We start from the raw sequence: 23,826 nt of genomic DNA, 5'->3' as shown, positions 1-23,826 counted from the left end.
CGGCGCAGGCCCGCCGCGCGCCGGTGGCCGCCCGTGGGCAGACCGGCCGCCTCCGGGGACACCTTGTCGCGCCACCGGCGCACCGCACTGCCGAATTCCGCTGTCGCCATGTCCCCAGTGTGCTCCGCGGACGCGGGATCGCCCTGGTACCGCGAGTCCCAGGAACACCGGACGACTGTCTGTGCGGCGGTCCCCGCCGCACGCTGGAGGCATCCGTCACCGGCCCATCGACCGTCCCAGCCGAGGAGCGAGACCATGCCGACCACTTTCATCACCGGAGCCAACAAGGGCCTGGGGTACGAGACCGCCCGCCGCCTGATCGCCGAGGGCCACACCGTCTGGATCGGCGCGCGGGACGCCGAGCGCGGCCGGGAGGCCGCCGAGCGACTGGGCGCGCGCTCCGTCGTCGTCGACGTCACCGACGACGCCTCGGTGGCGGCCGCCGCGCGGACGATCGAGGCCGCCGGCGGGCTGGACGTGCTGATCAACAACGCCGGCATCGAGGTGCGCCGGGCGGACAACAGCGTGGTGCCCACCGCCGAGACCACCGCCGACCGGATGCGGCAGACCTTCGAGACCAACGTCTTCGGCGTCGTGCGCGTCACCCACGCCTTCCTGCCGCTGCTGCGCCGGTCCGCCGCCCCGGTCGTCGTGAACGTCAGCAGCGGTCTGGCCTCGCTGCACCACGTGTCCGACCCCGACCAGCCGGCGTACCTGTTCCCGGGGCTGGACTACCCGGCGTCCAAGCTGGCGGTCAACATGATCACCGTGCAGTACGCGAAGGCGCTCCCGGACTTCCGGGTCAACGCCGTGGAACCCGGCTTCACCAAGACCGACCTGAACGGCAACACCGGCTTCCAGACGGTCGAGGAGGGCGCGGAGGTCATCGTCCGCATGGCGACGGTCGCCCCCGACGGCCCGACCGGCGGCTACTTCGACCGCAACGGCGCCCTGCCCTGGTGACGTCCCGTCAGTTCCCTTGCTCCGGCGGCGCCCTGGCCGACTCAGGCGCCGCCGGGGCGTGCGGGGGAGTCCGGAGGGCGCGAACGAGAGGCCCTTCTGAGTCAACTCCCCATCGAACATGGCCCGATCGAGTCGAATACCGTCCGAACGTGTCCGGCGCGTCACGTTGAGGCGTAGGCTCCGGCATATGCGCATCGCCGTTTCCTCGGACATGGACGAGCCAGTGGCGCGGCTGCTCGTCGACGAACTGCGCGGCCGCGGCCACACCGTCCTTCCGCACGGCGCACTGCGCGCCGGCGACCGCCCGGACTGGGCCTGGAGCGCCGAGAGCGCCGCCCGGGACGTCGGGGAGGGCCGCGCCGACCAGGCCGTGGTCTGCTGCTGGACCGGGACGGGAGCCTCCATCGCCGCCAACAAGGTGCCGGGCGTCCGCGCCGCCCTGTGCGTCGACGCGTACTCCGCCGACGGCGCCCGCACCTGGAACGACGCCAACACCCTCGCGCTCAGCCTGCGGCTCACCAGCGCACCTCTGCTCCGGGAGATCCTCGACGCCTGGCTCGCGGGCGGCCCCAGCACCGAGGCAGACGACCGCGCCAACGTCGCGCACCTGGAGGAGATCCGATGAGCGGCGAGCTGGTGTGGGTCGTCATACGTCAGGACGACAACGGCAACCGCTACCGTGTCGGCCGCTACGCCACCCGTCAGGAGGCCGAGCACGTCGCGGACACCCTCGACGCCCGCGGGCACAAGCAGCTCTATGTGATCGAGCGCATCGACCGCCGCGCGTCGTAAGGTTCCGCGCATGACGACGCGCGACGTGACGGTGGTGGTCGGTGCCGCCCTGCTCGACGACGGCAGGCTGCTCGCCGCCCGGCGCACCGCCCCGCCGGAGCTGGCCGGCCGCTGGGAGCTGCCCGGCGGCAAGACCGAACCCGGCGAGACCACGCGGGACGCGCTGGTGCGGGAGCTGCGCGAGGAGCTCGGCATCGAGGCGGAACCCCTGGAACGCGTCCCCGGCGAGTGGCCGCTGAAACCGGGGTACGTGCTGCACGTCTGGACCGCGCGCATCCTCTCGGGCGAGCCCCGGCCGCTGCAGGACCACGACGAGCTGCGCTGGCTCGCCCCCGGCAGCGTCCACGAGGTGGACTGGCTGGACCAGGACCGGCCTGCCGTGGCCTGGGCGGCGGCGCGGGCGTCCGGGCACTGATGCGCCGCTCTCCCGCCGCCGGACCCGTGGCCGCCGACGCACCCCTACCCGCCGCCGCCCCGCGATACGCGGACCGGAATACCGGGTATGGGCTGATTGATCCGCCCATGACGCTCCGGCGGCCACCCGCCGGACACCCCGCAATCGTCTGGGGTCCCCACCCATGACCCGGAGCGACGACTCCACGGAGGACCCGGAGGGTACGCAGCACCCTGCGCAGCCCGGGACCGGGGCTCCCCGTGCGCGCGGCACCGTGGGGTCGCCGCCGTCCGCGCCCACCACGGCGGGCAGCCTCCTGGACACGCTGCGGCTGGCCGTGGTCATGCTCGACACCTCCGGGCGGGTCCTGCTGTGGAGCCCGCTCGCGGAGGAGATGCTCGGCTGGGCGGGCGAGCACATCGTGGGCCGCCGGGTCGGCACCCTGCTGGCGACCGGCGCCCGGCCGGCCGCCCGCGGCAGCCGCCGGCTCGCCGCCGTGCCCTCCCCCGGCTCGGCGGAACGCATCCTGGAGGAGCTGCTGCGCTCCGGCAGCTGGGACGGCGTGCTGTGGCTGCGCCACCGCGACGGCCACCTCGTGCAGGTGGAGGCCAGGGCCTCGATGCTGGTCGACGGGGACGGCCGCCAGTTCGTCCTGGCCTCGGTCGCCGAGACCAGCCGCATCCGCACCCTGGAGCACGACCTCGCGGCCCTGGACCCGCTCTTCGACTCCTCCCCGCTCGGCGTCGCCATCTTCGACACCGACCTGCGCTACATCCGCGTCAACGACGCCCTGACCCGGATGAACGGCGTCCCCCGCGAGCAGACGCTGGGCCGCCGGGTCGAGGAGGTGGTGCACAAGGACGCCGCCGAGGAACTGGCGACGCTGCAGCGGCACGTGCTGGCCACCGGGCGGGCGGTCATCGACGTCGTCGTCCCCGGCCCCGCCTCGGGATGGCGGTCGGTCTCCTACCACCGCCTGGAGGACGGGGCGGGCCGGGTGCTCGGCATCAGCTGCACCGTCATGGACGTCACCGAGCGCCAGCACTCCGCCGCGAAGATCGAGCGCGCCCGCCGCCGGCTGGCCCTGCTCAACGACGTCGGCTCGCGACTGGCGGACCTGCTGGACGTGCGGCGGATCGCCGAGCAGCTGGCGCAGGCCGTCGTGCCCCGGTTCAGCGACTACAGCGGGGTCATCCTGCACGCCAATGTGCCGGACGGCGGCGAGCTGCCCGGCGCCCCGTACGGGGACGCCACGCAAATGCGCCAGCTGGGCATCGGGGCGATCAAGGAGGGGCCGCTCGTCGAGCGGATGCTCGGCCTGGGCAAGGTCATCCAGGTCGACCGCGCGTCGATCTTCGGCGCGGTGCTGCACACCGGCAGGCCCGCGCTGGTGCAGAGCCCGCGGGAACTGCGGGAGACGATCACCACCTACCCCGGCGACCCCAAGGTGCAGGCCGCGGTCGACCTCGGCATCCACTCGCTGATCGTGGCACCGCTGCTGGCCCGCGGCATCGTGCTGGGCCTGCTGGTGGTCAGCCGGGCCGGCGGGCGCGAGCCGTTCGACGCCGAGGACCTCGCGCTGGCGAGGGAGCTGGCCGACCGCTCGGCCGCCGCCCTGGACAACGCCCGCCTCTACATCCGCGAGCGCGAGGGCGCGCTGATGCTCCAGCGCAGCCTGCTGCCGCAGAGCGTCCCCGAACCGCCCGGGGTGGAGCTCGCCTTCCGCTACGTCCCCGGCAGTTCGGGCGCCGCAGCGGGCGGCGACTGGTTCGACGTCATCCCGCTCGCCGGCGGCCGGGTGGCGCTGGTCGTCGGGGACGTCATCGGGCACGGCCTGCGGGCCGCGGCGACCATGGGGCGGCTGCGCACCGCGGTGCGCACCCTGGCGGCGATGGAGATGGCGCCGGAGGAACTGCTGCGGCGGGTCGACGACCTCGGGGACGACCTGGCCGGGGACACCGCCGAGGGCTGGACGGCGACGTGCGTCTACGCCGTCTACGACCCCTCCACCCGGCGGCTGACCGTCGCGCGTGCCGGCCATCCGCCGCCCGTGCTGGTCGTGCCGGGAACGGACCGGGCGGAGGGGGCGCACGGCGTGCGGCTGATGGACATCCCGGCCGGGGTGCCGCTCGGCGTCGGCGGCGTGGAGTTCGAGTCGGTGGAGGTCGACGTCCCCGACCGGGCCGTGCTGGTGCTCTACACCGACGGCCTGATCGAGGCCCGCGACGAGGACATCGACGTCGGCCTGGACCGGCTCCGCGCGGTGCTCGCCCGCCGCCCCCCGCGCTCCCTGGAGACCACCTGCGACGACCTGCTGGCCACCCTCGCGCACGGCCGCGAACCCGACGACGTGGCCCTGCTGGTGGCCCGCCTCGGCGGCCTGCCCGAGGGCAGCACGGCCGCCTGGACCTTCGCCGCCGAGCCGAGCGCGGTGCGTCAGGCCCGGCGGCTCGTGCGGGACACCCTGACGCGCTGGGAGCTGCGGGAGCTGACCGACGTGACCGTGCTGCTCGTCAGCGAACTGGTCACCAACTCCCTGCGCTACGCCCACGGGCCGATCGGCGTGCGCGTCGTACGCGGTACCTCGTTGCTGGTCGAGGTCTCCGACCCGCTGCCCGATCCGCCGCGCGAACGCTCGGCCGGCGCCGAGGACGAGGGTGGCCGGGGACTGCAACTGGTGGCCCGCGCCTCCCGGCGCTGGGGGACCCGTCACGGACCGCTGGGGAAGACCGTCTGGTTCGAACTCGCCCTGCCCGCACCGGCATGACCGCCTCGCACACGGTTCGGCGCGCGGGAGCAGGGTAGTTGAAGTGGGGCGTCGGAGGGATCCGTACGCCTTGAGATGATGCTGTGATCGACAAGACCATGTGCGGAACGGGGGTAATGCTGAATACTCGGCACCAGCCGGTCCGTATGTGTGAGCTGGAGGGGTCGGGCGTGAGCGATGAGCCATCGGGGGCCGTTGGGCCCCGGAACCCTGAGGCCCTGCCGCAGAGCGCCTGGCAGTCGAGCCCGCCCGGGTCGATCTACGACTACATCCGGGTCGCGTCGTTCTCCCTCGGTCCCGACGGGCGGATCGAGCAGTGGAGCGAGCGCGCCGAGGAGTTCTTCGGGGTGCCCGCGTCCGAGGCCCTCGGCAAGGACCCCATCCGCGCCTTCGTGCCCGAGGACCGCCGTGAACGCGCGCACGAGCGTGTCGCGGAGATCCTCGACGGCCGCGAGTGGACCGGCGTCGTCCCCTACCGCGACAAGGCCGGCCAGGAAGGCCTCGCCGAGGTCTACGTCATGCCCTCGCGCGGCGAGACGAACGGCCGCGGGGCGCTGTGCATCGCCGTCGACATGCGGGTGCTGCGCCAGATCGAGACCGATCTCGCCTCCTCCCAGGCGGTGTTCGGCCAGTCGCCGATGGGCTTCATCCTCTTCGACACGAACCTGCGGCTGCTGCGGGTCAACGAGCGCTTCGCCACCGTGTTCGGCCGCACCCCCGGCGGGCACCACGGACGCAGCCCGCACGACTTCCTCTCCCGCGTCGAGGCCGACCGGCTGACGGCCGCGCTCAAGCAGGTGCTGGACAGCGGCGAGCCCGTGCTGGACATGACGATCGTCGGCACCGTCCCGGCGGCCGGCGGGGCGACCAGCCGGCGCCGCTGGGCGATCTCGCTGTACCGGCTGCACAGCGGCAGCGGACGGCCCATCGGCGTCGCCGGCCTCGCCCAGGACGTGACCGGACGCCAGCGCGCCGAGCGGGAGGCCGCGCACACCCGCCGCAACCTCGCCCTGCTCAACGAGGCCGGCCGGCGCATCGGCAGCTCCCTGGACCTGGAGACCACCGCCCGCGAACTGCTCGACGTCGCCGTGCCGCACTTCTGCGACCTGGCCTCGGTCGACCTCTACCAGGCGCTCCTGGTGGGCGAGGAGGGCCCCGTCGGCACCGCCGACGGCAGCGGCGAGGTCCGCAGGGTCGCCTTCGCCAGCGCCGTCTCCGACGCCCCGGTGACCCGGCTGGGCGGCGCCCACGGCGGCAGCCCGGTCTCCGTCGGCGCCGTGCACCGCTATCCGTTCAACTCGCCCTGGGCGGGCGCCCTGCGCACCGCGCAGACGCAGGTGATAGCCGGCGACGGCGGCGACACCGAGGTGGAGCTCGGTGAACTGGGCGGCGGGCTCGTCCAGTCCACCCTGGCGGTGCCGGTCGTCGCCCGCGACACCGTGCTCGGCCTGGTGCAGTTCGCCCGCGCCAAGGGCAGCGAGCCGTTCTCCGAGCGGGACCGCATGATCGCCGAGGAACTGGCCGCCCGCGCCGCGATCTTCATCGACAACGCGCGGCTGTACCGCCGCGAGCACGAGCGCGCCCTCATCCTCCAGCGCAGCCTGCTGCCCCCCGGCAACCCCGAGGCCGCGGGCCTCGACATCGCCTGCCGCTACCTGCCGGGCAACATGGAGACCGAGGTCGGCGGCGACTGGTTCGACGTGATCGAACTGCCCGGCCACCGCACCGCACTCGTCGTCGGCGACGTCATGGGCCGCGGTCTGCGCGCCGCCGTCGCCATGGGCGAACTGCGCACCGCGGTGCGCACCCTGGCGCTGCTCGACATCGAGCCCGCCGACGTCCTGACCGCCCTGGACGAGGTCGCCCGCGGCCTCGGCGGCAGCGGCGAGGGCCGCACCAGCCGGCACGGCAAGGAGGCCGACTCCTCCGACCTGTCCGAGGTCTACCTCGCCACCTGCGTCTACGCCGTCTACGACGCCATCACCCGACGTGTCACCATCGCCAACGCCGGCCACCTGCCGCCGGTCCTGGTCGAGCCGGGCGAACCCGCCATGATGCTGGAGGTCCCGACCGGCATGCCGCTCGGCGTCGGCGGCGAGCCCTTCGAGGAGGTCGAGGTGGACCTCCCGGACGGCGCCCTGCTGGCCCTCTACACCGACGGCCTCGTCGAGTCCCGCAGCCACCCCCTGGACGAGGGCCTGCGCGCGTTCCGCATGGCGCTGGACGACCCCCAGCGCCCGCTGGAGGACGTCTGCGACCACATACTGGCCCGGCTCGACACCGCCCACGGCGAGGACGACATCGCCCTGCTGATGGCCCGCGTGCACGGACTGCCCGCCGACTCCGTCGGCGACTGGACGCTGGAGCCGACCCCCCGCTCGGTGGCCCGGGCCCGCGAACTGGCCCGCGAGTGCCTGCTGTCCTGGGATCTGGCGGCCCTGGTGGACACCACCGAGCTGCTCGTCAGCGAACTGGTCACCAATGCCCTGCGGCACGGCCACGGCGACATCCGGCTGCGCCTGCTGCGCGACCGCACCCTGGTCTGCGAGGTCTGGGACGACGCCCTCGTGCAGCCCCGCCGCCGGCGCGCCCGCGCCACCGACGAGGGCGGCCGGGGCCTGCAGCTGGTCTCGCTGCTCAGTACGCGCTGGGGGTCCCGCCGCACGCACCGCGGCAAGACGGTCTGGTTCGAACTCGCGCTGCCCGCCGACGGCGGCGGCACCTCGGGGGAGGACACGATCGAGGCGCTGCTCAGCCTGTTCTGAGCAGCGCCCCGAACGAGCCCGGTCGGCCCCGTGGCCGGACCGGACCGGTGGTCAGCTGCTGCGGCGGCGGATCTTGTCGCCCAGCCAGACCAGCGGATCGTACTTGCGGTCCACCGCGCGCTCCTTGAGCGGGATCAGCGCGTTGTCGGTGATCTTGATGTGCTCGGGGCACACCTCGGTGCAGCACTTGGTGATGTTGCAGTAGCCGAGGCCGTGCTCCTCCTGGGCCGACCGCTTGCGGTCCAGCCCCGACTCCTCGGCCGCGTCCAGCGGATGCATGTCCAGCTCCGCCACCCGCATCAGGAAGCGCGGGCCCGCGAAGGCCTTCTTGTTCTCCTCGTGGTCACGGACGACGTGGCAGGTGTTCTGGCACAGGAAGCACTCGATGCACTTGCGGAACTCCTGCGAGCGCTCCACGTCCTCCTGGAACATCCGGTACTCGCCCGGCGCGACCCCCTTGGGCGGCACGAACGAGGGGATCTCCCGCGCCTTCTCGTAGTTGAAGGACACGTCCGTCACCAGGTCCCGTACGACCGGGAAGGTGCGCATCGGGGTGACCGTGACGGTCTCCTCGCGACTGAAGACCGACATGCGGGTCATGCACATCAGCCTCGGACGCCCGTTGACCTCCGCGCTGCACGAACCGCACTTGCCCGCCTTGCAGTTCCACCGCACCGCCAGATCGCCCGCCTGGGTGGCCTGCAGGCGGTGGATGATGTCGAGGACGACCTCGCCGTCGTGCACCTCGACCTGGTAGTCCTTGAGCTCACCGCCGTCGGCGTCACCGCGCCACACCCTGAAGTGCCCCGAGTACGTGCTCACCGGTCCAGCTCCTCGTCCGTCAGGTACTTCAGCAGCTCGTCCTTCTCGAACAGCGCGAGCAGGTCGTCGCGGATCGGCACCGACTCCCGCCGGTCGACCGAGACCTCGCCGAAGGCGTTGGCCGGATCGGTCAGCCGGCACACCAGATTGACCTTGCGCCAGCGCCGGTCCATCTCCGGGTAGTCGTCCCGGGTGTGCCCGCCGCGCGACTCCGTGCGCTGCAGTGCCGCCCGCGCCACGCACTCGCTGACCAGCAGCATGTTGCGCAGGTCGATCGCCAGGTGCCAGCCGGGGTTGAACTGCCGGTGCCCCTCGACACCGGCCCGCCGCGCCCGCACCCGCAGGGCCGACAGCCGGGTCAGCGCCTCCTCCATCTCGTTCTGCTTGCGGATGATGCCGACCAGGTCGTTCATCGTCTGCTGCAGTTCCTGGTGGAGGGAGTACGGGTTCTCCGCGACCTCGTCCGCGACCTTCTCGGCCTCCGCGCTGAACGGGCGCAGCGCCTCCGCCGCGGCGGCGTCGACCTGCCACTCCGCCACCGCCGGACGGGCCGTGCCGAGCCCGGCCGCGTACTCGCTCGCGTGCAGACCCGCCCGCCGGCCGAAGACCAGCAGGTCCGACAGGGAATTGCCGCCGAGCCGGTTGGAGCCGTGCATGCCGCCCGCGACCTCACCGGCCGCGAACAGCCCCGGCACCCCGGTGGCCGCCGCCGTGTCCGGCTCCACGTCCACGCCGCCCATCACGTAGTGGCAGGTCGGGCCGACCTCCATCGCCTCGGCGGTGATGTCGACGTCCGCCAGCTCCTTGAACTGGTGGTGCATGGAGGGGAGTTTGCGCCGGATGACCTCGGCGGGCAGCCGGGTGGAGACGTCCAGGAACACACCGCCGTGCGGGGTGCCGCGACCCGCCTTGACCTCGGAGTTGATCGCGCGCGCCACCTCGTCGCGGGGCAGCAGCTCGGGTGGGCGGCGGTTGTGGTCCGGGTCCTCGTACCAGCGGTCGCCCTCCTCCTCGCTCTGCGCGTACTTCTCCTTGAAGACGTCCGGGATGTAGTCGAACATGAACCGCTTGCCGTCGGAGTTGCGCAGCACCCCGCCGTCGCCGCGCACCGACTCGGTGACCAGGATGCCCTTCACGGACGGCGGCCAGACCATGCCGGTGGGGTGGAACTGCACGAACTCCATGTTGATCAGCGGCGCCCCGGCCAGCAGCGCCAGCGCGTGCCCGTCGCCGGTGTACTCCCAGGAGTTCGACGTCACCTTGAAGGACTTGCCGATGCCGCCGGTGGCCAGCACCACGGCCGGCGACTCGACCACGAAGAAGCGCCCGGACTCCCGCACGTAGCCGAAGATCCCCGACACACGGTCGCCGTCCTTGAGCACCCGGGTGACCGTGCACTCCTGGAAGACCTTCAGCCGGGCCTCGTGGTCGCCGTACTCGGCCTGGTCCTCCTGCTGCAGCGAGACGATCTTCTGCTGGAGGGTGCGGATCAGCTCCAGGCCGGTCCGGTCGCCGACGTGCGCCAGCCGCGGGTACTCGTGGCCGCCGAAGTTGCGCTGGGAGATCTTCCCGTCCTTCGTGCGGTCGAAGAGCGCGCCCCAGGTCTCCAGCTCCCACACCCGGTCCGGCGCCTCGCGGGCGTGCAGCTCCGCCATCCGCCACTGGTTGAGGAACTTGCCCCCGCGCATGGTGTCGCGGAAGTGCACCTGCCAGTTGTCGTGCGGATTGACGTTGGCCATGCTCGCGGCGATGCCGCCCTCGGCCATGACGGTGTGCGCCTTGCCGAAGAGCGACTTGCAGATCACGGCGGTGCGCATGCCCTGCTCGCGCGCCTCGATGGCGGCCCGCAGCCCGGCCCCGCCCGCGCCGACCACGACGACGTCGTAGGCGTGCCGTTCGACTTGCGTCATCAGAAGAACCTCGGATCGTCGAACGCCCCACTGGCGACCAGATAGACGTAGAAGTCGGACACGGCCACGCTGATCAGTGAGGCCCAGGCCAGCCCCATGTGGTGGCGGTTGAGCCGCCCCACCCAGGTCCAGGCGCGGTACCGCACCGGATGCCGCGAGAAGTGCTTCAGCCGTCCGCCGACGATGTGCCGGCAGGAGTGGCAGGAGAAGGTGTACGCCCAGATCAGGGCGATGTTCACCAGCAGCACCAGGGTGCCCAGGCCCATGTGCCCCCACGCGCCCCGCCCGTCCCGGAAGGCCAGGACGACGTCGTAGCTGAGGATCGCGGCCACCGGGATCGCGAAGTAGAAGAAGTACCGGTGGATGTTCTGCAGGATCAGCGGGAAGCGGGTCTCGCCGGTGTACCCGGCGTGCGGCTCGGCCACCGCGCAGGCGGGCGGCGAGGCCCAGAAGCCCCGGTAGTACGCCTTGCGGTAGTAGTAGCAGGTCAGCCGGAAGCCCAGCGGGAAGATCAGGACGAGCAGCGCCGGGGACAGGCCCCACCAGCCGCCGAAGATCGGCCAGCGGGCGCCCAGCGGCATGTCCACGCAGTTCGACGCCAGGCAGGGGGAGTAGAACGGCGAGACGTACGGCTCCGCGTAGTAGTGCGCGCCCGCGAAGGCGCGCCACGTCGAGTAGACGACGAAGGCGGTCAGGCCCAGCGCGGTCAGCAGGGGTTGCAGCCACCACCGGTCGGTGCGCAGGTGGCGGGCGGGAATGGCGGCGCGCCCGGCGGACAGGACGCCGTGGCGCGCGGGTGGAGCGGGTGGAGGCGGTTCGGTTCCGGGTTCGGTTCCGGTATCTGTGGCCAAAGGTGGCTCCCTAGGGCGCTCGGCGGTCCGGCGCCCCCAGCCCTTCGTCCTCCGCGCCGGACCAGAATGAGGGGTCGTACGGCGTGTCGGGGATGGTCACCATCTCCGGGCGCGGTTTCTGCCCCGTGTGGGTGGTGCTGACGCTGTCACGCAGCAGCGCGAGGTCGTCGCTCAGGTGCTTGGTGTCGGCGCGCACGCGCCGCATGTCAAGGCTGTCGCCGACCTGCTGTTCGAGCCGGGACACGGCTCTGCCGAGCTCGTCCAGCCGGCGCTGTACCGATGTCAGATCGTCCTGCAGGGACATGGCTGTCCTCACCTCCGCCACGGTGCGGTGCACGGCGCTAGCGCCTGCCGAGTGTTGCGCGTCACAGTCGCGCTTGGGAAGAGATCTGCCGTGATTCTCACACTCGTGGGGGGCGTACGCCCGGCGCCGCGCGCCCCGTTGGGCCGGTCGGGTGGGAGCCGGGAGGCGTGCGCCGTGTCGGGCGCGAGGCGGCGTGATGATCGCTTTCAGTGAGGTGCGATAAGCGGCAAATACGCCACATGGTCATGGCCCCGGTTCGCGGAGGTACGCAACGATGGCCCGCAGCGCCCCCCTCTCCCCTCCCGCGCTCGCCACCGCGCTGGCCCTCGCACTGGCGACGCTCGCCGGGTGCTCCGCGGGCCGTGAGGACCCGCTCGCCGGGACCGACCTCGCCTCGGCGCCGCGCGACGCGGTGCGCGACGGAGGCACGCTGCGCTGGGCCGTCGACACCGCGCCCGCCACGCTCAACGCCTTCCAGAGCCCGGCCGACGACACCACGGACCTGGTGGCCGCGGCGGTGCTCCCCGCGACGTTCCGGCTGGACGGCAGCGGACGGCCGCAGCGGGACGCCGACCTGCTGGAGTCCGCGCAGGTCGTGGAGCGCGAGCCGCGGCAGGTCGTGTCGTACAAGCTCAACCCGAAGGCGGTCTGGAGCGACGGCCGGGCCGTGTCCACCGCCGACTTCGCCGCCCAGTGGAAGGCGCTGCGCGGCAAGGACGAGGCCTACTGGGCCGCCCGCAACGCCGGCTACGACCGGATCGCCTCGGTCGCGCAGGGCAAGGAGCCGGGCGAGGTCCGGGTGACCTTCGCCCGTCGCTTCGCCGACTGGCAGTCGCTCTTCACCCCGCTCTACCCCAAGTCCGTGACCGGCACCGCCGCGGCCTTCAACGACTCCGCCCGCCGCGCCCTGCCGGTGGCCGGCGGTCCGTTCAAGGTGCAGAAGGTCACCGCCAAGGACGTCACCCTGGTCCGCAACCCGCGCTGGTGGGGCGACCGGGCCAGACTGGACCGGCTGGTGCTGGCCGCCGTGCCGGCGCACCTGCGGGCCGCCGGCCTGGCCGACGGCTCGCTGGACATGGCGAAGGTGGACCGCACCCCGAAGATCAAGGGTGTGTCGGTGTACCGGACGCGCTCGGCCTCCTACACGCAGCTCGCCCTCAACGGCGCCGACGGCCCGCTGGCCGACGAGCGGGTCCGGCGCGCCGTGGCCCGCGCGGTCGACCGGCAGGAGATCGCGCGCTCGGTGCTCAAGCCGGTCGGCCTGCCCGACGAACCGCTCGGCAACCACCTGCTGCTCGCCTCCCAGGCCGGGTACGCCGACCACAGCTCCGCCCTCGGCGAGTCCGACCCCAAGGCCGCGCAGGCACAGCTCGCCGACGCGGGCTGGCGCCGCACCGCCCTGGCCCCCGCCGGTCCGGCGGAGCGCAACCAGGCGGCGTCCGCGCGCAAGGTCCGGGTCACGGTCGTCGAGCCCTCCACCACCGTGCTGCGCAAGAACGGCAAGGCGCTCACGCTGCGCTTCGTGCTGCCGGAGTCCAACAAGGCCCTGGACGCGGTCGGCGACCGCATCGCCGCCATGCTCTCCGGGATCGGCGTGCGCACCGAGATCCAGAAGGTCTCCGACGAGAGCTTCCTGCGCGACCACCTCGCCGCAGGCGACTTCGACCTGGCGCTGTACTCGTGGCCCGGCACGGCCTTCCCGGCCACCGACACCCGGCCCATCTACGCCAAGCCCGAGGCCGGCCCCGACGGGAGCCTGGTCGTCGCGCAGAACTTCCCCCGGGTCGGCACCGACCAGATCGACCAGCTCCTCGACCAGGCCTCCGGCGAGCTCGACCCGGGCACCGCACGCGACCTGGCGGCCCGCGCCGACGCCCGCATCTGGGCCGTGGCCGGCTCCCTGCCCCTCTTCCAGCGCCCGGAGCTGGTCGCCCTGCGCTCCTCCGTCCGCAACGCGGGCGCCTTCGGCTTCGCGACCCCGCGCTTCCAGGACATCGGCTTCAGGAAGTGATCCTCCCGCCCGGGTGACCGCCGTCGGTCCGCCCGTGCGACGGTGCCCCGCGCCGCAGCGTCCGTGCCGCGGCGCGGGGCACCGCCGCGTCACCGGGACGAAGATCACACACCTGCCGGTACGCGGCCGGGGAGCGGGCAGCGGGCACCGGCGCGGCCCGGGCCGTGGCCGGGGCGATCATGCCCGGGCCGTCGTTACCCTCCGGGCCCCGTACCATGGGGTGAGGCCGTGGCTTGACTCGCCCGGCGGGCTGGTGTGCCGACGAGGGCACGCCGCCCCACCTACCTACCCGGGAGAAGCGCCCCAGTATGCCCACGCGCAACGACATTCGTAATGTCGCCATCGTCGCCCACGTCGACCACGGCAAGACGACGCTGGTGGACGCCATGCTCAAGCAGGCCGGAGCCTTCGCCGCGCACCAGCATCTGGACGACCGGATGATGGACTCCAACGACCTGGAGCGCGAGAAGGGCATCACCATTCTCGCGAAGAACACGGCCGTCAAGTACCACCCCAAGGGTGGCGGCGACCCCATCACGATCAACATCATCGACACCCCCGGCCACGCCGACTTCGGCGGCGAGGTCGAGCGCGGTCTGTCGATGGTCGACGCGGTCGTGCTGCTGGTGGACGCCTCCGAGGGCCCGCTGCCGCAGACCCGCTTCGTGCTGCGCAAGGCGCTGTCCGCGAAGCTGCCGGTCATCCTCTGCATCAACAAGACCGACCGCCCGGACTCACGGATCGACGAGGTCGTCAACGAGACGTACGACCTGTTCCTGGACCTGGACGCGGACGAGGACCAGATCGAGTTCCCGATCGTCTACGCCTGCGCGCGGGACGGCGTGGCCTCGCTGACCAAGCCGGAGAACGGCACCGTCCCGGCCGACAGCGACAGCCTGGAGCCGTTCTTCTCCACGCTGCTCGCGCACGTGCCGGCCCCGGCGTACGACGAGGCCGCGCCGCTGCAGGCGCACGTCACCAACCTCGACGCCGACAACTTCCTGGGCCGTATCGCGCTGCTCCGCGTCGAGCAGGGCGAGCTCAAGAAGGGCCAGACCGTCGCGTGGATCAAGCGCGACGGCTCGATCCAGAACGTCCGCATCACCGAGCTGCTGATGACCGAGGCGCTCACCCGCAAGCCCGCCGAGAAGGCCGGCCCGGGCGACATCTGCGCCGTCGCCGGCATCGCCGACATCACCATCGGCGAGACGCTGGCCGACCCGGAGAACCCGATCGCGCTGCCGCTGATCACGGTGGACGAGCCGGCGATCTCCATGACCATCGGCGCCAACACCTCGCCGCTGGTCGGCCGCGGCCCCGGCGGCAAGGGCGCCGACAAGTCGGCGGTCAAGGACCGCAAGGTCACCGCCCGTCTGGTCAAGGACCGCCTGGAGCGCGAGCTGATCGGTAACGTCAGCCTCCGCGTCCTGCCGACCGAGCGTCCCGACACCTGGGAGGTGCAGGGCCGCGGTGAGCTGGCGCTGGCCATCCTCGTCGAGACCATGCGCCGGGAGGGCTTCGAGCTGACCGTCGGCAAGCCGCAGGTGGTCACCCGCGAGGTCGAGGGCAAGGTCCACGAGCCGGTCGAGCGCATCACCATCGACGTGCCCGAGGAGCACATGGGCGCCGTGACGCAGCTCATGGGCACCCGCAAGGGCCGCATGGACAACATGTCCAACCACGGCTCGGGCTGGGTCCGCATGGAGTTCATCGTGCCCTCCCGTGGTCTGATCGGCTTCCGTACCGAGTTCCTGACCGGCACGCGCGGCACCGGTATCGCCCACTCGATCCACGAGGGCCACGAGCCGTGGTTCGGCCCGCTGGTCACCCGCAACAACGGCTCCCTGGTCGCCGACCGCGCCGGTGTCGTCACCGCGTTCGCGATGACGAACCTCCAGGAGCGCGGTGTGCTCTTCACCGACCCGGGCACCGAGGTGTACGAGGGCATGATCGTCGGCGAGAACTCCCGCGCCGACGACATGGACGTCAACATCACCAAGGAGAAGAAGCTCACCAACATGCGCTCCTCCTCCGCCGACTCCTTCGAGGCGATCGTCCCGCCGCGCAAGCTCTCCCTGGAGCAGTCCCTGGAGTTCTGCCGCGACGACGAGTGCGTCGAGGTGACCCCGGAGACGGTCCGCATCCGCAAGGTCGTCCTGGACCAGAAGGAGCGCGGTCGCACCGCCTCCCGCGCCAAGCGCTGACGCGAACCCCGGGCACCGGCCCTGCTCCCGTTCCCGCGGGCAGCCGGGGCCGGTGCCTTTGTGCGACCGGCGCCGTGGACCCCCGTCCGCGGCGCCGGACGGGGGAAACGTGACGAGAACCACCCCCGCAGACCCTCGCGGGCACTCCTTGTGACTGATGTCACCGCCGTAACGGCCGTGCGCAGCGGGCCAGGTGAGCCGGAGCGGGGTGTCGCGGTTACGCCAGTGGCGCGGCCGCGACAGTGCGTTCCCTGGCGGTCCGTCAGGCACGTACATTCGCGTGGATCCACGCGCTTTCAGGGCAAGTGTTTTTCAACTGCCGACGTCCGAATACCGGACAGCGTTCACCGATACTTGTGTTACAAGTCCGTTTCGTCGGTGTCTGTCTACAATCCAAATGTCCGAATTGCGAAACTGTTTTGGACCGGTTGTGACCAAAACGAGATCGTAAGTGTGTGGTTCGTAGGCCCAACGTGACCGATAGTTGGAGCCGTTGAGCTCGGGTCAATGGGTCCAAGCGCTTATGGGGAGCGCCGACTCACGAGCACAGGCAGCCGGTAGTCCACTGTCAGGGGTGTCAGTGGGGTCCGGCGCCTTTCACGTACGGACAGTGACTCCTGAGGAGGCAAACCCATGCGCGGTGCCAAGAGCGCCACCTGGGTCGCAGGTGCGATCATCGTTGCTATGGCTGCTACCGCTTGTGGCGGTGGCGGCGGCGACAAGGGCAGTGACGACTCTGCCGGCGGCGGCTTCAACCCCAACGGCAAGTTCTCCGTCGAGGTCGGCGAGCCGCAGAACGGGCTGGTGCCTTCCAACACGCAGGAGAGCAACGGCGGCATCGTCGTCGACTCGCTGTTCTCGCAGCTGGTGGACTACGACCCCCAGGGCAAGATCGTGATGTCGAACGCCAAGTCGGTCGACACGAAGGACAACAAGACCTTCACGGTCACCCTGAAGGACGGCTGGACCTTCCACGACGGCACTCCGGTGACCGCGGAGTCCTACGTCAAGGCGTGGAACTGGGGCGCCAACAGCAAGAACAACCAGCTCAACTCGTCGTGGTACTCCGACATCAAGGGCTACGCGGACGTTCACCCGGAGAAGGGTGACCCGAAGTCCCAGGAGATGTCCGGTCTGAAGGTCATCGACGACAAGACCTTCACCATCGAGCTCGTCACGCCGATCCCGTACTTCGTGTACAAGCTCGGTTACACCGCGTTCTCTCCGCTGCCCGAGTCCTTCTTCAAGGACCCGAAGGCCGCGGGCGAGAAGCCGGTCGGCAACGGCCCGTACCAGTTCGTCAGCTGGGACCACAAGAAGAGCATCGTGGTCAAGCGCTTCGACGCCTACAAGGGTGACAACAAGGCGAAGAACGGTGGTGTGACGTTCAAGAACTACACCACCCTCGAGGCCGCCTACGAGGACCTGAAGTCGGGCAACGTCGACGTCCTGCGCCAGGTCGCCCCCAAGGACCTCCCGGTCTACCGCGACGACCTCGGTGACCGCGCCGTGGACCAGCCGTACTCGGCGATCCAGTCCATCGTCCCGGCGTTCTACACGAAGGACTACAAGCACATCAACCCCAAGGTCCTCCAGGGCCTGTCGATGGCGATCGACCGCGACACCATCACCAAGACCGTGCTCCAGGGCACCCGTGAGCCCGCCACCGGCTTCGTCGCCAAGGGCGTGCTGGGCTACCAGGACAACGTCGGCGGCGACGTGTTCAAGTACGACCCGGCGAGGGCCAAGGAGCTCATCAAGGAGGGTGGCGGCGTCCCGGGCAACAAGATGTCCATCCAGTACAACGCGGATGGCGGTCACAAGGAGTGGGTGGAGGCTGTCTGCAACAGCATCACCAACGCCGTGGGCGTGAAGTGCGTCGGCGACTCCAAGGCCGACTTCGACTCCGACCTCGAGGCCCGTACGGCCCACGAGGTCAAGTCGTGGTACCGCAGCGGCTGGGTGCTCGACTACCCGGTGAACGCGAACTTCATCCGTGACCTGTACGGCACCACGTCGGGTGGCAACCAGTCGGGCTTCTCCAACAAGGAGCTCGACAAGATGATCAACGCCGCGGACACCGCGCCCACCCTCGAGGACTCCGTCAAGCAGTACCAGGCGGTCGAGAAGAAGATGGTCGACCTCATGCCGGCCATCCCGCTCTGGTACTACAAGGTCAACGCCGGTTACTCGGAGAACGTGACGGGCGTCAAGTACGCGCAGAACGGTGACCCGATCCTCACCGGCGTGCAGGTCAAGAAGTAACCACTCGCGTAGTGAGCACGCCGATGCGGGACTGACGAAGCCGTCGGACGCGCCGGGTGCAGGCAGTGGCTGGGGGGCCCTTCTCCCGTCTTCCGTCAAGCGGAGGACGGGGGAAGGGCCCGTCTCTGCTGCCGCAGCGACTGACATGGAGGCACGATGGGGCGTTATGTCGCACGACGACTGCTCCAGATGATCCCGGTGTTCATCGGGACGACTCTGCTGATCTTTTTGATGGTCTACGCCCTGCCCGGCGACCCCGTGAGGGCGCTGTTCGGCGACAAGGGCGCGGACCCGACGACCGTGGCGCGGCTCCGCCACGACCTCGGGCTCGACCAGCCGATCCTGAAGCAGTACTGGGACTACATGACCGGCATTCTCCTGCACTTCGACTTCGGCAACCAGATTGCCAGCGGTCGGCCGGTGCGCGAGGTGCTCGGGGATGCCTTCCCGGTGACGATCCGACTCGCGGGGCTCGCCTTCGTGATCGAACTGGTCGTCGGCATCGCGCTCGGTGTCTGGGCCGGCATGAGGGCGGGCAAGCTCGTCGACAACGCCGTGCTCATCTTCACCCTGCTGCTGATCTCGGTCCCGGTCTTCGTCCTCGGCTTCATCTTCAAGCTGGTCTTCGCCTTCCAGCTCGGCTGGGTGACGCCCAACGTCCAGGACGACACGAACTTCGGGCAGCTGCTGATGCCGGCGATCGTGCTGGCCAGCCTCTCACTCGCCTATGTCGCGCGGTTGACCCGTACCTCCATAGCCGAGAACCTGCGCGCCGACTACATGCGGACCGCCATCGCCAAGGGCCTGCCCCGGCGTCGCGTGGTCGGTGTGCACCTGATGCGCAACTCGATGATCCCCGTGGTCACCTTCCTCGGTACCGACATCGGCGCCCTGATGGGCGGTGCGGTGGTCACCGAAGGCCTGTTCAACATCCACGGCATCGGCGGCACCATCTACGAGTCCATCGTGCGCCGTGAGGGGACCACGCTGGTCGGTCTGGTCACCGTCCTCGTGCTGGTCTTCCTCGTCACCAGCCTGCTCGTCGACCTGCTCTACGCGGTCCTGGACCCGAGGATCCGTTATGCCTGACGTGACCAAGACCGCCGTGGAGAACACGGACCCCATGGCCACGACCGCAGCGGACGCCGCCGGAGTCGTCGCGGTGGAGCCCAAGGCCGAGAAGGCCCGCAGCCTGTGGGGCGACGCCTGGCACGACCTGCGGCGCAACCCGTACTTCGTGGTGTCCGCCGTGCTGATCCTGCTGCTGCTGATCATCTCGGTCTTCCCCGGACTGTTCACCAGTGCCTCGCCCACCTACGGCGACCTGCGGAACCACTTCCTGGGCAAGCCCGCGTACGGCCACGTCCTCTCCCCGGACTGGCTCGGGTACGACGGCCAGGGACGCAGCGTCTACGCCCGTATGATCTACGGCACCCGGGCGTCGATCACGGTGGGCCTGAGCGTGACCATCATGGTCACCGTGCTGGGCGGTCTGATCGGCATGATCGCCGGCTACTTCGGCGGCATCATCGACTCGCTCCTGTCCCGGTTCACCGACGTCTTCTTCGCCATCCCGTTCATGCTCGGCACCATGGTCGTCCTGAACTCGTTCACCAACCGCACCGTCTGGGTGGTGGCCGGCGCGCTGGCCTTCCTCGGCTGGACGCAGATCGCCCGTGTCATGCGCGGCTCGGTGATCACGATCAAGCAGGCTGACTACGTGCACGCGGCGAAGGCGCTGGGCGCGAGCACCACGCGGATCCTGTTCAAGCACATCCTGCCGAACGCCGTGGCCCCGGTGATCGTGGTCGCCACCATCGCGCTCGGCGGCTACATCTCCGCCGAGGCGACCCTGTCGTACCTGGGACTCGGCCTGCCCTCGACGGTGGTGTCCTGGGGACAGGACATCTCCGGCGGTGCCGCGCAGATCCGTACGGCTCAGCACATCATGCTGTTCCCGTCGATCATGCTCAGCATCACGGTGCTGGCGTTCATCATGCTCGGCGATGCGGTCCGCAACGCCCTCGACCCCAAGCTGCGCTGAGGGAGGCGTACGTGACCATCATCGACAAGAACGCGGAGGTGCCCGCTCCCCGAACAGGGGACGCCGGTACCCCCTTGCTGGAAGTCCGTGATCTGCATGTGGAGTTCCACACCCGCGACGGCGTCGCCAAGGCCGTCAACGGTGTGAACTACACGGTGTCGGCCGGTGAGACGCTCGCCGTGCTCGGCGAGTCCGGCTCGGGCAAGTCCGTGACCGCCCAGGCGATCATGGGCATCCTCGACATGCCGCCCGGCAGGATCCCTCAGGGCGAGATCCTCTTCCGTGGCCAGGACATGCTCAAGATGGCCGGTGAGGAGCGCCGGAAGATCCGCGGTCGCAAGATCGCGATGATCTTCCAGGACGCGCTGTCCTCACTGAACCCGGTTCTCACCGTCGGCTACCAGCTGGCCGAGATGTTCCGGGTGCACCAGGGCATGTCCAAGAAGGACGCCAAGGCCAAGGCCATCGAACTGATGGAGCGGGTCCGCATCCCGGCCGCCAAGGAGCGGGTCAACGACTACCCGCACCAGTTCTCCGGCGGCATGCGCCAGCGCATCATGATCGCGATGGCGCTGGCCCTCGAGCCCGACCTGATCATCGCCGACGAGCCGACCACCGCGCTCGACGTGACGGTGCAGGCCCAGGTGATGGACCTGCTGGCGGAACTGCAGCGCGAGTTCAACATGGGTCTGATCCTGATCACCCACGACCTGGGTGTCGTGGCCGACGTCGCCGACAAGATCGCCGTGATGTACGCGGGCCGGATCGTCGAGACGTCACCGGTTCACGAGATCTACAAGCGTCCGGCCCACCCGTACACCAAGGGCCTGCTGGAGTCGATCCCGCGCCTGGACCAGAAGGGCCGGGAGCTCTACGCGATCAAGGGTCTGCCTCCGAACCTGCTGCGCATCCCCACCGGCTGCGCCTTCAACCCGCGTTGCGAGATGGCGCAGGACATCTGCCGCACCGAGGTCCCGAAGCTCCACTCGGTGACCGAACGGGACGGCAGCGAGCTGCCGGGCCGCGGCGGCGCGTGCCACTTCTGGAAGGAGACGATCCATGGCTGACGTCAACAAGAACGACGAGGCCGTCTCCGACGAAGTGGCCGCGGTCGAGGCCGCGATCGCCAAGCCGGTCGAGCGCGGCGAGCCGATCCTCCAGGTGCGCAATCTGGTCAAGCACTTCCCGCTGACCCAGGGCATCCTGTTCAAGAAGCAGGTCGGCGCCGTCAAGGCCGTCGACGGCGTCTCCTTCGACCTGTACCAGGGCGAGACCCTGGGCATCGTGGGCGAGTCCGGCTGTGGCAAGTCCACGGTCGCCAAGCTGCTGATGAACCTGGAGCGCGTCACCGCGGGCGAGGTCTTCTACAAGGGCCAGGACATCACCCGGCTGTCCGGGCGGGCACTCAAGGCCGTCCGCCGGAACATCCAGATGGTCTTCCAGGACCCGTACACCTCGCTGAACCCCCGTATGACGGTCGGCGACATCATCGGCGAGACCTACGACATCCACCCCGAGGTGGCACCGAAGGGCGACCGGCGCCGCAAGGTGCAGGAACTGCTGGACGTCGTCGGCCTCAACCCGGAGTACATCAACCGGTACCCGCACCAGTTCTCCGGCGGCCAGCGGCAGCGCATCGGCATCGCCCGCGGCCTGGCGCTCAACCCGGAGATCATCATCTGCGACGAGCCCGTCTCGGCGCTGGACGTCTCCGTGCAGGCGCAGGTCATCAACCTGATGGAGAAGCTGCAGGACGAGTTCAACCTGTCCTACATCTTCATCGCGCACGACCTGTCCATCGTCCGGCACATCTCCGACCGCGTCGGCGTGATGTACCTGGGCAAGCTGGCCGAGATCGGCACCGACACCGAGATCTACGACCACCCGACCCACCCGTACACGCAGGCCCTGCTGTCGGCCGTGCCGGTGCCGGACCCGGAGGCGCGCGAGCACCGCGAGCGCATCATCCTGAGCGGTGACGTCCCGTCGCCGGCCAACCCGCCGTCCGGCTGCCGCTTCCGCACCCGCTGCTGGAAGGCGCAGGACAAGTGCGCCACCGAGGAGCCGCTGCTGGCGATCCCGGAGCGTTTCAAGAGCTCCGAGACCCCGGCCGCGCACAACTCGGCGTGCCACTTCGCCGAGGAGAAGGACGTCGTCCACGCCACGGTCTGAGTACGGCCCGTAGCGCCGGAAGGGCGCCCACGCGATCATCGCGTGGGCGCCCTTCCGCGTGTAACGTCACCGGGCTCCCAGGCGTGTTCCTCAGTGAGAAGCCAGGGACCACGGACAGGGAACGGGAACGGGGGCCGATGCGCAAGAGGCCGGACGGAGAGGAGTTCGACGCCTTCTACACCACCACGGCCAAGGGCCTGGTCGCCACGGTCTACGCGATGACCGGGAACATGGCGGAGGCCGAGGACGCGGTGCAGGAGGCGTACGCGAGGGCCTGGCAGCGATGGGACCGGCTGACCCGGGAGGGCGACCCGCTGCCCTGGGTCCGCACGGTGGCCCTGCGCCTGGCCGTCTCCAGCTGGCGGCGTACCCGCAACCGTCTGCGGGCCCAACGGCGGCACGGTCCGGTGCCCGACGCGCCCGCGCTCTCGGCGGACCGGGTGGCCCTGGTGGCGGCCCTGCGTGAACTCAGCCCGGACCAACGACGGGTGGTGGTGCTGCACCATCTGCTGGACCTGCCGGTGGAGGAGGTGGCGCGCGAGACGGGGGCGTCCAACGGTGCGGTGCGCACCCGTCTGAGCCGGGCCCGCAAGGCACTCGGCACGCTCCTGACGGACATCGACACGAACGACGAGGGGGTGGCCACGCATGGCTGAGGTCGAGGAGCTGCTGGAGGGCGTCCCGGTACGCCTCGCACCGGCCCAGGCGGTACGGGCCCGGGGCGAGCGACGCCGGGCGCGGCAGCGGCTGGGAGGAGCGGCGGTCGCGGTGGTCGCCGCCCTGGCGGCGGGCATCGGCTCGTGGGCGGCGCAGGGCACGCCGCGGGACACTCCGCCGGCGGCCGTGCGGACGGGGAACCCGTTCATGGTCGGCGGTGTGGTGCGGCTGCTGCCGGGGAACAGTGTGGCCTACTTCAAGACCCGCGCCTGGACCGCCGACGCGGTCACGTCGGACGCGCACGGGCTGCCGTCCGTCGGGCTCGACGGGGTGTGCGGCGGCACGGTCGACGCGGAGCCCGCCGCCGAGCAGCAGTTCGCCCGGACGTACACCGGCAAGGGGGGCGCCAGGGCCCGGCACCGTGTCGCCGAGTACGCGGACTCCCGCCTGGCCCGGGAGGCGATCCGGGGGATGAGTGACCGGCTCGCGCAGTGCGGAGTGCGGCAGACCGGGAAGGACGGTACGGAGCGGACCTGGGTCCAGTACGTGGGGACCACGAAGGAGGGCACGCAGCTGCGGGTCAGTGTGGAGCGGGCGGGCGCGTGGGTCTCGGCCGTCGAGATCCAGTTCGCCGCGCGGTCCTGAGGCGGGTGGGGAACGACCCCGCCCCGTCACCGCGTGAGCGGTGACGGGGCGGGAGGGGTGCCGGGAGCCGGCGGGGCTTACTTGGTGTAGCCGATGTTCTCGTAGCGCAGGTCCTGGAAGCCGAAGGCGCCGATGTTGACCAGGTTCTTCTGGACCGCGTAGATGTCGGGGCGCTGGTACAGCGGCAGCAGGTTGGCCTGCTGCCAGATCAGCACGTCGGCCGCGTTGGCGTCCGTGATGGCCTGGGTCGTGTCGGTGTC

Annotated in this window: 19 protein-coding genes and 2 pseudogenes; 15 read left to right on the top strand and 6 right to left on the bottom strand. The window is 70.8% G+C overall.

Features of this window, described 5'->3' with window-relative positions:
- Nucleotides 1–110, bottom strand: a pseudogene (locus tag ACIP98_RS39570) (transcriptional regulator); the annotation flags it as partial.
- A gap of 145 nt (nt 111–255) precedes the next feature.
- On the opposite strand from ACIP98_RS39570, the gene ACIP98_RS39565 reads away from it, so the two are divergent.
- The 6 genes from ACIP98_RS39565 to ACIP98_RS39540 all read left to right on the top strand — a co-directional run bounded on the left by ACIP98_RS39565 (nt 256) and on the right by ACIP98_RS39540 (nt 7,681).
- Nucleotides 256–963 carry an SDR family NAD(P)-dependent oxidoreductase gene (locus ACIP98_RS39565; RefSeq protein WP_319658785.1) on the top strand — a complete coding sequence of 236 codons (708 nt, stop codon included), beginning with the start codon at nt 256–258 and terminating at the stop codon, nt 961–963.
- Between the two features lie 187 nt (nt 964–1,150).
- A complete protein-coding gene (locus ACIP98_RS39560) occupies nt 1,151–1,588 on the top strand; it encodes an RpiB/LacA/LacB family sugar-phosphate isomerase (RefSeq protein ID WP_319658786.1) in 438 nt (145 codons plus the stop codon).
- Nucleotides 1,585–1,755 carry an SPOR domain-containing protein gene (locus ACIP98_RS39555; RefSeq protein ID WP_319658787.1) on the top strand — a complete coding sequence of 57 codons (171 nt, stop codon included), beginning with the start codon at nt 1,585–1,587 and terminating at the stop codon, nt 1,753–1,755. Before ACIP98_RS39560 ends, ACIP98_RS39555 begins: the two co-directional genes overlap by 4 nt.
- A 10-nt stretch (nt 1,756–1,765) precedes the next feature.
- Nucleotides 1,766–2,170 carry a (deoxy)nucleoside triphosphate pyrophosphohydrolase gene (locus ACIP98_RS39550; RefSeq protein ID WP_401981298.1) on the top strand — a complete coding sequence of 135 codons (405 nt, stop codon included), beginning with the start codon at nt 1,766–1,768 and terminating at the stop codon, nt 2,168–2,170.
- Between the two features lie 163 nt (nt 2,171–2,333).
- Nucleotides 2,334–4,916 (top strand): SpoIIE family protein phosphatase, encoded by a 2,583-nt coding sequence (locus ACIP98_RS39545; RefSeq protein WP_319658789.1) that lies wholly within the window; start codon nt 2,334–2,336, stop codon nt 4,914–4,916.
- A gap of 146 nt (nt 4,917–5,062) precedes the next feature.
- Nucleotides 5,063–7,681, top strand: coding sequence for a SpoIIE family protein phosphatase (locus ACIP98_RS39540; RefSeq protein WP_401981296.1), 2,619 nt, complete (start codon nt 5,063–5,065; stop codon nt 7,679–7,681).
- Between the two features lie 51 nt (nt 7,682–7,732).
- Here ACIP98_RS39540 and ACIP98_RS39535 read toward each other — a convergent pair whose 3' ends face one another.
- Genes ACIP98_RS39535 through ACIP98_RS39520 form a run of 4 tightly spaced genes read right to left on the bottom strand, consistent with a single transcriptional unit; the run spans nt 7,733 to nt 11,568 of the window.
- A complete protein-coding gene (locus tag ACIP98_RS39535) occupies nt 7,733–8,503 on the bottom strand; it encodes a succinate dehydrogenase/fumarate reductase iron-sulfur subunit (protein WP_319658790.1) in 771 nt (256 codons plus the stop codon).
- Nucleotides 8,500–10,413, bottom strand: a complete 1,914-nt coding sequence (locus ACIP98_RS39530) for a fumarate reductase/succinate dehydrogenase flavoprotein subunit (RefSeq protein ID WP_319658791.1) — start codon at nt 10,411–10,413, stop codon at nt 8,500–8,502. Before ACIP98_RS39530 ends, ACIP98_RS39535 begins: the two co-directional genes overlap by 4 nt.
- A complete protein-coding gene (locus tag ACIP98_RS39525) occupies nt 10,413–11,264 on the bottom strand; it encodes a hypothetical protein (protein ID WP_401981293.1) in 852 nt (283 codons plus the stop codon). Before ACIP98_RS39525 ends, ACIP98_RS39530 begins: the two co-directional genes overlap by 1 nt.
- A 10-nt stretch (nt 11,265–11,274) precedes the next feature.
- Nucleotides 11,275–11,568 (bottom strand): hypothetical protein, encoded by a 294-nt coding sequence (locus ACIP98_RS39520; protein WP_319658792.1) that lies wholly within the window; start codon nt 11,566–11,568, stop codon nt 11,275–11,277.
- Between the two features lie 274 nt (nt 11,569–11,842).
- Between ACIP98_RS39520 and ACIP98_RS39515 the strand changes: the two genes are divergently transcribed.
- The 9 genes from ACIP98_RS39515 to ACIP98_RS39475 all read left to right on the top strand — a co-directional run bounded on the left by ACIP98_RS39515 (nt 11,843) and on the right by ACIP98_RS39475 (nt 23,566).
- Nucleotides 11,843–13,579, top strand: a complete 1,737-nt coding sequence (locus ACIP98_RS39515) for an ABC transporter family substrate-binding protein (protein ID WP_319658793.1) — start codon at nt 11,843–11,845, stop codon at nt 13,577–13,579.
- Nucleotides 13,580–13,887: 308 nt separating this feature from the next.
- The gene (typA, locus tag ACIP98_RS39510; RefSeq protein WP_319658794.1) at nt 13,888–15,783 is read left to right on the top strand and encodes a translational GTPase TypA; all 1,896 of its coding nucleotides are present in this window, start codon (nt 13,888–13,890) and stop codon (nt 15,781–15,783) included.
- Nucleotides 15,784–16,416: 633 nt separating this feature from the next.
- Nucleotides 16,417–18,048: an ABC transporter substrate-binding protein gene (locus ACIP98_RS39505; protein WP_401981289.1), complete on the top strand. Its 1,632-nt coding sequence runs from the start codon at nt 16,417–16,419 to the stop codon at nt 18,046–18,048.
- 156 nt (nt 18,049–18,204) lie between these two features.
- Complete coding sequence (locus ACIP98_RS39500; RefSeq protein ID WP_401981287.1) at nt 18,205–19,137, top strand: ABC transporter permease; 933 nt, start codon at nt 18,205–18,207, stop codon at nt 19,135–19,137.
- A complete protein-coding gene (locus ACIP98_RS39495) occupies nt 19,130–20,092 on the top strand; it encodes an ABC transporter permease (RefSeq protein WP_401981284.1) in 963 nt (320 codons plus the stop codon). The genes ACIP98_RS39500 and ACIP98_RS39495 overlap by 8 nt, the downstream gene beginning before the upstream one ends.
- Nucleotides 20,093–20,103: 11 nt before the next feature.
- Nucleotides 20,104–21,159, top strand: coding sequence for an ABC transporter ATP-binding protein (locus ACIP98_RS39490; RefSeq protein ID WP_401981281.1), 1,056 nt, complete (start codon nt 20,104–20,106; stop codon nt 21,157–21,159).
- Complete coding sequence (locus ACIP98_RS39485; protein ID WP_401981279.1) at nt 21,152–22,264, top strand: ABC transporter ATP-binding protein; 1,113 nt, start codon at nt 21,152–21,154, stop codon at nt 22,262–22,264. The genes ACIP98_RS39490 and ACIP98_RS39485 overlap by 8 nt, the downstream gene beginning before the upstream one ends.
- A gap of 137 nt (nt 22,265–22,401) precedes the next feature.
- A complete protein-coding gene (locus ACIP98_RS39480; RefSeq protein ID WP_401981276.1) occupies nt 22,402–22,920 on the top strand; it encodes a SigE family RNA polymerase sigma factor in 519 nt (172 codons plus the stop codon).
- The gene (locus ACIP98_RS39475; protein ID WP_401981273.1) at nt 22,913–23,566 is read left to right on the top strand and encodes a hypothetical protein; all 654 of its coding nucleotides are present in this window, start codon (nt 22,913–22,915) and stop codon (nt 23,564–23,566) included. The genes ACIP98_RS39480 and ACIP98_RS39475 overlap by 8 nt, the downstream gene beginning before the upstream one ends.
- Nucleotides 23,567–23,643: 77 nt before the next feature.
- Here ACIP98_RS39475 and ACIP98_RS39470 read toward each other — a convergent pair.
- Nucleotides 23,644–23,826: pseudogene (locus ACIP98_RS39470) on the bottom strand (ABC transporter family substrate-binding protein); the annotation flags it as partial.

Source organism: Streptomyces sp. NPDC088354 (genome assembly GCF_044753585.1).
GTDB lineage: Bacteria > Actinomycetota > Actinomycetes > Streptomycetales > Streptomycetaceae > Actinacidiphila.
This window is presented reverse-complemented; position numbering and strand designations above follow the sequence as displayed.